Below are 9405 nucleotides of genomic sequence, written 5' to 3'. Positions count from 1 at the left end.
CGCCTATCTCTTCTTCAACCGCGGCGTAGCGCTGATCGGGCCGAACCGGGCCGCGCCGTTCTTCCATCTGGTGCCGGTGTTCGGCTCGGCGATGGCGATCCTGCTGCTCGGCGAAAAGCTCCAGCCGTTTCACCTGATCGGCTACGCGCTGGTGCTCGCCGGCGTCGTGATCGCCTCGCGCAAGGGCTCGGTGGTGAAGTAATTCCGCGCCGCGGACCCTCCCCCTTTCGTGTCCCGGACGCGAGACCTGGCGGCAAACTCCCGCCTTCCGATTCCAGCAAAGAGAAGCTAGGTTCCCCGCCAACGAAAAAGAGGGAACGACCACACATGCTTTCAGCGCTGATGCGAAACCTGCGCACCATCGGCACGGCTGCGCTCTGCCTTGCCGCCTCGACCGCCGCACAGGCCGACAACTACCCCAGCCGCAACATCACACTGGTGCTGCCGTTTGCGGCCGGCAGCGGCACCGACACCACGACGCGGCTGATCTCGCAGCATTTGTCGCAGGCACTCGGCGTCGGCATCGTGATCGAGAACAAGGCGGGCGCCAATGGCATGATCGCCGCGACCTTTGTCGCGCGCGCCGCACCCGACGGCTACACGCTGCTGGTGACGACCAACACCACGCATTCGGCCAATCCCTACCTGCTCAAGAGCCTGACTTACGATCCGGTCAAGGATTTCACTCCGATCGCGCGCACCGGCGATTTGCCCTTCATGCTGGTCGTTCACCCCGAAGTGCCGGCCAAGACCGTCGGCGAGCTGGTCGCCTATGGCAAGGCCAATCCCGGCAAGCTGAGCTACGCCTCGGGCTCGTCCTCGGCGATCGTGTCGGGTGCGACGTTCGCGCACAATGCCGGGCTCGACCTGCTGCACGTGCCCTACAAGAGCTCGCCGCCGGCGCTCAACGACGTCATGGGCGGCCGCGTCTCGATGATGTTCGTGGACATCCTGACCGGCCTGCCGCACGTCAACGGCAACGCGCTGCGCGCGCTCGCCGTCACCACCAAGGACCGCTCTCCGCTGGTGCCGAACCTGCCCTCGATGCAGGAGGCCGGCGTGCCGGACTTCGACATCTCCTCATGGCAGGGCTATTTCGGTCCGGCCGGCATGCCGAAGGAGATCGTGACGCGGCTCAACGCCGAGATCAGGAAGATCGTCGAGAAGCCGGAGATCAAGGCGCAACTCGCCACCCTCGGCATGGATGCCTTCTCAGGCACGCCGGAACAGCTCGGCACCTTCGTGAACGAGCAGCTGGTGCTGTGGGAGAAGCTGATCACGAACGCGAAGATCGAGAAGCAGTAGCTGTCATCGTCCGCGAAGGCGGACGATCCAGTATTCCAGAGACAGCGAGGCTCGAACAGAGAGGCCGCGGCGTACTGGATGCCCCGCCTTCGCGGGGCATGACAGCAAGACTTACGCCGCACGCACCTTGGCGAGGAAGCCGTCCACCGCGCTGCGCAGCGCGCCGGACTGGCTGTCCAGCTCGCGGGCGTTGGTGAGCACGTCGGTGGCAGCAGAGCCGGTCGCTGCCGCGGCCGAGGTGACACTGCCGATATTGGCGTTGATCTCGCTCGAGCCGGCCGCAACCGACTGGATGTTGCGGGCGATCTCGCGGGTCGCCTCGCCCTGCTGCTCGATCGAGGCGGAAATGCCCGCCGTGATCTCGCTCATCTCGGCGATGGTCTGGGTGATGCCGCCGATCGCCGCGACCGCATCGCTGGTCGAGGTCTGCATTGCCGCGACCTGGGCGGAGATTTCCTCGGTGGCCTTCGCGGTCTGGTTGGCGAGCGCCTTGACCTCGGAGGCGACGACGGCGAAGCCGCGGCCGGACTCGCCGGCGCGCGCCGCCTCGATGGTGGCGTTGAGCGCGAGCAGATTGGTCTGCGCCGCGATCGAATGAATGAGCTTGACCACCTCGCCGATCTTCTCCGCGCCGGTGGAGAGCTCCTGCACCGTGGCGTTGGTGCGCTCGGCGTCGTTGACCGCCCGGCTCGCCACTTCGGTCGAACGCGTCACCTGGCGGGAGATTTCCGCAACCGAGCTCGACAGCTCTTCGGCGGCGGCGGCAACCGTGCCGACATTGCCCGAGGCCTTCTGCGAGGCCGCGCCGACGGTCGCCGCGCGCGAGGAGGCGTCGCTCGCGGTCGCCGTCATCGACTGCGCCGTGCTCTGCATCCCGGCCGCGGCCGAGGACACCGAGCGGACGATGCCGTTGACGCTGCGCTCGAAGTCCTTGGCGATCTCTTCCATCGCGCTGCGACGATCCGCCGCGGCGCGTTCCTTGGCGTCCGCCTCGGTCTTCTCGAGGTCGCGAATACGGACCGCATTGTCCTTGAAGATCTGAACGGTCGCGGCCATCGCGCCGACCTCGTCGCCGCGGCCGACGCCGGGAATGTCACCCTCGAGCTTGCCGTCGGCGAGATCCTTCATGCGGGCGCCGAGCAGCGCCAGCGGACGGCTGATGCTGCGGCCGATCAGCCAGGCGACACTGCCGGCGACGATGACGATGCCGAGCATGGCGAGGCCGAGCAGCCAGTAGATCGGCCCCATCTTGGCGTCGATATCCTCGAGATAGGCGCCGGTGCCGAGATACATGTCGAAGCCGGGGACGGCGACCGCGTAGCCGAGCTTGCGGATCGGCTTCTCCTGGCCGGGCTTCATGTATTCATAGAACAGCAGGATTTCGCCGCTGGCCTTGACCCCGTCCATGATCTCGCGGGACAGCTTGCGCCCGTTCGTCTCCACGTCCATGCGGTTCTGGCCGATCACCTTCGGATCCGGCGCAAGCTGCGTGATGCCGTCATAGGTGGTGCCGAACAGATAGCCGGAGTTCTTGTCGTACGTCATGGAGTTGCCGTAGCGGCGGAGATCCGCGAGCGCGGCATCCTTGGTCATCTCGCCGGCGCTGACGCGCTTCATCAAGGCAGCCGCATAGTTGCGGGCCATCTCCACAATCGCCTTGGTCTGGTCGATGCGTGCATTCACCATCTCGCGCTTCATCAGATATCCGGCGAGAACTCCGGAGATGCACAGGCCGAACAGGGTCACACCGACAAGGATGCCAAGCTTGGGCGCGATCTTCAGATTGCTCAACTTCACGATGGGCTCCTCGGGTGGCGCGGACTCGCGCACAGACCTTTTTATTTGAATCAACTTTTAGTGTGTGACCCCTTAGCAAGTTACTTACGTGCCTCCGTAGAAGCCCTGACGGCGCTACGAAAAGCTGCGAATAATGGTCAAGCGAGCAACCGGCGATTGTACGCATGCACCCCGATTTCGCGTAAAAGACGCAAAGGCCCGCCCAGAAGGCCGGGTCGTAACAAGAACCGACAAACCAAATCGGGAGCAGGAAATGCCGAAATACAGGGTGGTGACGCCGAAGGGCGCGAGCTTCACGGTCGCGGGCAGCGACTATTCCTACGAGCGCGAGGCGCTCGATCCGATCGACGCCGAGATCGTCGAGGCCCCGGCCAACGAGGCTGAGTTCATCGCCGCCGCGAAAAACGCCGACGCCATCTACGCCAAGGGCATCCCAATCACCAAGTCGATCATCGACGCGCTGGAGAGCTGCAAGGTCATCACGCTCGGCTCGGTCGGCGTGGACAGTGTCGATGTGAAGGCCGCCACCGCACGTGGCATTCCCGTCACCAACATCCCCGACACCTTCATCGAGGAGGTCGCCGACCACGCCATGATGCTGCTGCTTGCCGGCTTCCGCCGCCTGGTCGAGCAGGACCGGATGGTGCGCGACGGACGCTGGGCCGAGGGCCGGCCGGCGCTGCTGAAGATCCCGCGGCTGATGGGCCAGACGCTCGGCTTCATCTCGTTCGGTCGCGTCGCGCGTGCAGTTGCGAAGCGCGCCGCGCCGTTCGGCCTGCGCATGATGGCCTACGATCCCTTCATCCAGGAAACGCTGATGTACGACCACGGCGTCATCCCCGCGACGCTGAACGAGGTGCTGTCGCAATCCGACTTCGTGTCGATGCACGCGCCCGCGCGGCCCGAGGTGCATCACATGCTGACCGAGAGGCACTTCCGGCAGATGAAGAAGGGCTCGATCTTCATCAACACCGGCCGCGGCGCCACGGTGGACGAGGAGAGCCTGATCAAGGCGCTGCAAGAGGGCTGGATCGCGCACGCCGCCCTCGACGTGCTGGAGAAGGAGCCGCCCTCGCACAACAATCCCATCCTCAGCATGGAGAACGTGACGCTGACCGCGCATGTCGCCTCGGCCTCGGCACGGTTCGACGAGGCACGCAAGCGCCGCGTGGGCTACGAATTGTCACTGGTGCTTCAGGGCATGTGGCCGGTAAGCTGCGTCAATCCGTCGGTGCTGCAGAACACCGCGCTCCGCCGCTGGCAGCCCGTCAGCATGGATCGCGGACCGAACAGCTAGGCGGCCGGCCGCAAAACGCGCCGGAAACCGGAACGGCCCTTCACCGGCGATCAACGCCGGGAAGGGAGACAACAGGGAGGAACTGATGAGGAACGACCTCACACGTCGTGACGCCTTGGCGCTGGGCCTGTCCGCTGCGACGCTCGCAGCAACCGGTGTTGCAGCGCACGCCCAATCCACGATCAAGGCCGCGGACGTCCCCGCACCGAAACTGCCGATCGAGAAGGGCGCAACCCTGCGCATGCTGCGGCCGGTGCGCTTCGTCCAGGCCGACGAAGACGTATTCCGCGCCAATGCAGCCAAATTCACCAAGGAGACCGGGGTCGAGGTCAAGGTCGACTTCGTCGGCTGGGAGGACATCAACCAGCAGACCGCGGTAACGGCCAATTCCGGTGCCGGTCCCGACATCATCATCGGCTTCTCCGATGCACCGCACATCTACATCGACAAGCTGATCGAGCTGACCGACGTCGCCGACTATGTCGGCAAGCGTTACGGCGGCTGGCTGCCGCTGGCGCAGCGTTACGGCAAGAGGAACAAGAGCGACGCCTGGATCGGACTGCCGTTCGGCGCCACCGCAGGTCCGCTGATCTACCGCAAGTCGATCCTGCAATCGGTCGGCTTCGACAAGGTGCCGGAAGACCACGCCGGCATCGTCGACCTCTGCCAGAAGCTGCAGAAGGCCGGCAAGCCAGCCGGTTTCGCGCTCGGCAACGCCAAGGGCGACGGCAACGGTTTTGCGAACTGGGCACTGTGGTCACACAACGCCGCTCTGCTCGACGAAGAGGGCAACGTCATCATCAACAGCAAGGAGACGATCGCCGCACTGAACTGGGTCAAGCAGCTCTACCCGACCTTCATTGCCGGCACGACGTCGTGGAACGACGTCAGCAACAACCGCGCCTACTCCTCGCAGGAGATCGCGCTGACCGCCAACGGCGTCTCGCTGTACTTCTCGCTGAAGAACGATCCGGCGACCAAGGCGATTGCCGACGACAGCGAGCATCAGTTGCTGCCGAAGGGCGTGGCCAAGATCTCGCCGATGGCGGGCCTGACCCTGAACGCCATGGTGTTCAAGCACAGCCAGTATCCCAACGCCGCAAAGGCCTTCCTGCAATACATGCTGGAAAAGGACCAGTACGAGCCGTGGCTGAATGCCAATTCCGGCTACTGGTCCCAGCCGCTGGCCGCCTATGCCGATGCCGCCGTGTGGTCGCAGGACCCCAAGGTGAAGTTGTTCAAGGACACCATGAACAGCACCTATTATGACGGCTACAGGGGGCCGATCTCGACGGCAACCGGTGCCGTCAGCGCCGACTACGTGCTGATTCAGATGTGCGCGTCCGTCGCGACCGGCGCTGCCACGCCGGAGGCCGCGGCCGCAGAAGCCGAACAGCGCTGCAAACGGTACTTCCGGCGGCAGAAGTAACGGATCGTCATTGCGAGGAGCAGAGCGACGAAGCAATCCAGACTTCCACTGCGGAGACAGACTGGATTGCTTCCGCCTTCCGCTTCGGCGGACAAGTCGCTACGCTCGCAATGACGGTGTGACGACGTTCAACGACAGGACAAAACCCTGATGTCCGTGACCACACTTCCCCCTCTCGCCCTCGCCCACCGGCAGCCAAGCTGGCTGGTCCGTCTGTTCGACTACAAGCCGTTCCTGATCGTGATGTGCCTTGCGCCCGCGATCGGGCTGCTCGCGGTGTTCCTGACCTATCCACTCGGCCTCGGCATCTGGCTCGCCTTCACCGACACCACGATCGGCCGCAAAGGCGTCTTCGTCGGCCTTGAGAACTTCCAGTATCTGCTCACCGACCCGCTGTGGTGGAACGCGGTGTTCTACAGTGTGGTCTACACAGGCATAGCGACGTTCGGGAAGTTCGCACTCGGCTTCTGGCTGGCGCTGCTGCTCAACAACCATTTTCCGTTCAAGAGCCTGCTGCGTGCGATCATCCTGCTGCCCTGGATCGTGCCGACGGTGCTCTCGGCGCTGGCGTTCTGGTGGATCTACGATCCGCAATTCTCGATCATCTCCTATCTCCTGGTCGACGTGCTGCACTGGCGGTCGAGCAATGTCGACTTCCTCGGCTCGCCCTGGCCGGCGCGCTTCTCGCTGATCGCCGCCAATATCTGGCGCGGCATTCCCTTCGTCGCGATCTCGCTGCTGGCGGGCCTGCAGACCATCTCGCCCTCGCTGTACGAGGCCGCGATGCTCGACGGCGCCAGCGCCTGGCAGCGCTTCCGCTACATCACCTTCCCGATGATGATGCCGATCCTCGCCATCGTGATGACGTTCTCGATCATCTTCACCTTCACCGACTTCCAGCTGGTCTACGCCATCACCCGTGGCGGCCCCGGCAACTCGACCCATTTGCTGGCAACGCTGGCCTTCCAGCGCGGCATTGCCGGCGGCGAGCTCGGCGAAGGCGCCGCGATCGCGGTGTCGATGATCCCGTTCCTGGTGTTCGCGACGCTGTTCTCGTATTTCGGCCTGGCGCGCCGCAAATGGCAGCAGGGAGAGAGCAATGACTGACACCGTCGCGCAAGCCACTGCCGACGCGAAGGCAGCGCCCGACACCATGGCCTGGGATTCCGGGCTGCGGCGGCTGATGATGATCTACCTGCCGCTCGGCTGCTTCGTGCTGATCCTGCTGTTTCCGTTCTACTGGATGGCGATCACCTCGTTCAAGCCGAACGCCGAGCTGATGAACTACAAGGCGCACAATCCGTTCTGGATCTCCTCGCCGACGCTGGCGCACATCAAGCATCTGCTGTTCGACACCGCCTATCCGCGCTGGCTGTGGACGACGATGCTGGTTGCGATCGGCTCGACCACGCTGTCGCTGGTCGCGAGCACGCTTGCCGCCTATGCGATCGAGCGCCTGCGCTTCCGCGGCAGTCCCTATGTGGGCCTCGGCATCTATCTCGCCTACCTCGTGCCGCCGTCGATCCTGTTCATCCCGCTCGCCACCGTGGTGGTGCAGTTCGGCCTGTTCGACTCACCGATAGCGCTGATCCTGGTCTACCCGACCTTCCTGGTGCCCTTCTGCACCTGGCTCCTGATCGGTTATTTCAAGTCGATCCCCTACGAGCTCGAGGAATGCGCGCTGGTCGACGGCGCGACGCGGCTCCAGATCCTGCGCCGGATCACGCTGCCGCTCGCGGTGCCCGGCCTGATCTCGGCCGGCATCTTCTCGTTCACGCTGTCCTGGAACGAGTTCATCTACGCGCTCGCCTTCATCCAGAGCGGCGCCAACAAGACCGTGCCGGTCGCGATCCTGACCGAGCTCGTCACCGGCGACGTCTACCAGTGGGGCGCGCTGATGGCGGGCTCGCTGCTCGGCTCGCTGCCGGTTGCGGTCTTCTACTCGCTGTTCGTGGATTATTACGTGTCCTCGCTGACCGGCGCGGTAAAGGAGTAGCCGGCCGCTGCGGCGTTTGGCCCGGTTTCACAAAACTGCAACAAGCGATCCGCATAACGCGTGCGTCCGCCAACAGGAGACGCACATGCGCGCGATTTTTCTCAGCACCGTCGCAACGATCATTCTCACCGCCAGCACGGCGCTCGCGCAGAGCGATGGCGAATTCCCGGCGAAGCTCGCCGGCCACGTGGTGATGCCGGCCGAGACCTTCATCGACGCGCCGGCGGATGCGCCCGCCGATCTCAAGGCGTCCGGAAAGTACACCACCGGCAAGCGCGTCGACGCGCTCGGCACCGTGATGGGCAAGTCCGCTGAGCGGGCGACCGGCGTGTCGCTGCCGTTCAAGGGCCAGCCGCTGCAGGGCCATTCCGGCATCAAGCACATGCCCGACGGCAGCTTCTGGGTGATCACCGACAACGGCATGGGCGCGCGCGCCAACTCGCCGGACTCGATGCTGTATCTCAATCGCTACAAGATGGATTGGGCGGGCGGCAAGATCGAGCGGCAGGAGACGATCTTCCTGCACGACCCCGACAAGAAGGTGCCGTTCCGCATCGTGCACGAGGATACCCAGAAGCGCTACCTCACCGGCTCCGACTTCGACACCGAAGGGTTCCAGATCATCGGCGACACGTTCTGGATCGGCGACGAGTTCGGCCCCTACATCCTGAAGGCCGACAAATCAGGCAAGATCCTTGGGCTGTTCGAGACGGTTGCCGACGGCAAGCCGGTGCGCTCGCCCGATCATTGGGCGGTGGCGACACCGGGCGCGCCGGGCGCGACCTACACCAACGTCAACCTCCGCCGCTCCAAGGGCTTTGAGGGCTTTGCCTCGTCCAAGGACGGCAAGTTCCTCTACGGCCTGCTCGAGGGCCCGCTGTGGGACTCCGAGAAGAAGGACTGGGAAAAGGTCGACGGCAAGGAAGCCTCCCGCATCCTCGAGTTCGACGTCACTGCTGAAAAGTTCACCGGCCGCTACTGGCAATACGTGTTCGAGCAGAACGGCAATGCCATCGGCGATTTCAACATGATCGATCCCACAGCCGGCCTCGTCATCGAGCGCGACAATGGCGAAGGCACGGCCGACAAGGCCTGCCCGCAAGGCCAGCGCGGCGACAACTGCTTCCCCGATCTCGCCAAGTTCAAGCGCGTCTACAAGATCGAGCTCTCGGACGCCAATGTCGGCAAGCCCGTGCGCAAGATCGGCTATATCGACCTCATGAAGATCCGGGATCCCGACAAGAAGGCGAAGAAGCCGCTCAACGACGGCGTCTACACTTTCCCGTTCTTCACCATCGAGAACGTCGATCGCGTCGACGACACCCACATCATCGTCGGCAACGACAACAACCTGCCGTTCTCGTCCAGCCGCGATCCCAACAAGGCCGACGACGACGAGTTCATGCTGCTCGAGGTCGCGGATTTCCTGAAGGCGAAGTAAGGCCCTTCTCTCTCAACACGGTCATGGCCCGGCTTGACCGGGCGATCCAGTACTCCGTGACAGGAGTACTTGAATCGAGAGGCCGCGGAGTACTGGATGCCCCGCCCCCGTGCGCAATTGCGCACCAGGCGGGGCATGAC

8 protein-coding genes are annotated in these 9405 nt (G+C 64.3%); 7 read left to right on the top strand and 1 reads right to left on the bottom strand.

What is annotated here, in order from left to right; all coding sequences use genetic code 11:
* Positions 1-202: EamA family transporter (locus AC1D00_RS13530; RefSeq protein WP_477011008.1), on the top strand; the 202-nt coding region annotated here is incomplete at its 5' end.
* A 125-nt stretch (positions 203-327) separates the two neighbouring features.
* Positions 328-1305, top strand: coding sequence for a Bug family tripartite tricarboxylate transporter substrate binding protein (locus AC1D00_RS13525; RefSeq protein WP_027544914.1), 978 nt, complete (start codon positions 328-330; stop codon positions 1303-1305).
* 111 nt (positions 1306-1416) lie between these two features.
* Here AC1D00_RS13525 and AC1D00_RS13520 read toward each other — a convergent pair whose 3' ends face one another.
* The gene (locus AC1D00_RS13520) at positions 1417-3102 is read right to left on the bottom strand and encodes a methyl-accepting chemotaxis protein (RefSeq protein WP_477011007.1); all 1686 of its coding nucleotides are present in this window, start codon (positions 3100-3102) and stop codon (positions 1417-1419) included.
* 253 nt (positions 3103-3355) lie between these two features.
* On the opposite strand from AC1D00_RS13520, the gene AC1D00_RS13515 reads away from it, so the two are divergent.
* The 5 genes from AC1D00_RS13515 (at position 3356) to AC1D00_RS13495 (ending at position 9265) form a co-directional block, all read left to right on the top strand.
* Positions 3356-4399 (top strand): C-terminal binding protein, encoded by a 1044-nt coding sequence (locus tag AC1D00_RS13515; protein ID WP_477011006.1) that lies wholly within the window; start codon positions 3356-3358, stop codon positions 4397-4399.
* Between the two features lie 85 nt (positions 4400-4484).
* Positions 4485-5828, top strand: coding sequence for an ABC transporter substrate-binding protein (locus tag AC1D00_RS13510; RefSeq protein WP_135177083.1), 1344 nt, complete (start codon positions 4485-4487; stop codon positions 5826-5828).
* Between the two features lie 150 nt (positions 5829-5978).
* A complete protein-coding gene (locus tag AC1D00_RS13505; protein WP_027544910.1) occupies positions 5979-6935 on the top strand; it encodes a carbohydrate ABC transporter permease in 957 nt (318 codons plus the stop codon).
* On the top strand, positions 6928-7824 hold the full coding sequence (locus AC1D00_RS13500) for a carbohydrate ABC transporter permease (RefSeq protein ID WP_027544909.1): 897 nt from the start codon (positions 6928-6930) through the stop codon (positions 7822-7824). The genes AC1D00_RS13505 and AC1D00_RS13500 overlap by 8 nt, the downstream gene beginning before the upstream one ends.
* Positions 7825-7909: 85 nt before the next feature.
* Entirely contained in the window at positions 7910-9265 is a 1356-nt protein-coding gene (locus AC1D00_RS13495) for an esterase-like activity of phytase family protein (protein WP_477011005.1), read from the top strand.
* Positions 9266-9405 lie beyond the last annotated feature (140 nt).

Source organism: Bradyrhizobium sp. P2_E8 (assembly GCF_056403875.1).
This window is presented reverse-complemented; position numbering and strand designations above follow the sequence as displayed.

Coding starts and splice junctions, on each gene's coding strand:
- AC1D00_RS13525 (WP_027544914.1), top strand. CDS start 328: ATGCTTTCAGCGCTGATGCGAAACCTGCGCACCATCGGCACGGCTGCG.
- AC1D00_RS13515 (WP_477011006.1), top strand. CDS start 3,356: ATGCCGAAATACAGGGTGGTGACGCCGAAGGGCGCGAGCTTCACGGTC.
- AC1D00_RS13510 (WP_135177083.1), top strand. CDS start 4,485: ATGAGGAACGACCTCACACGTCGTGACGCCTTGGCGCTGGGCCTGTCC.
- AC1D00_RS13505 (WP_027544910.1), top strand. CDS start 5,979: ATGTCCGTGACCACACTTCCCCCTCTCGCCCTCGCCCACCGGCAGCCA.
- AC1D00_RS13500 (WP_027544909.1), top strand. CDS start 6,928: ATGACTGACACCGTCGCGCAAGCCACTGCCGACGCGAAGGCAGCGCCC.
- AC1D00_RS13495 (WP_477011005.1), top strand. CDS start 7,910: ATGCGCGCGATTTTTCTCAGCACCGTCGCAACGATCATTCTCACCGCC.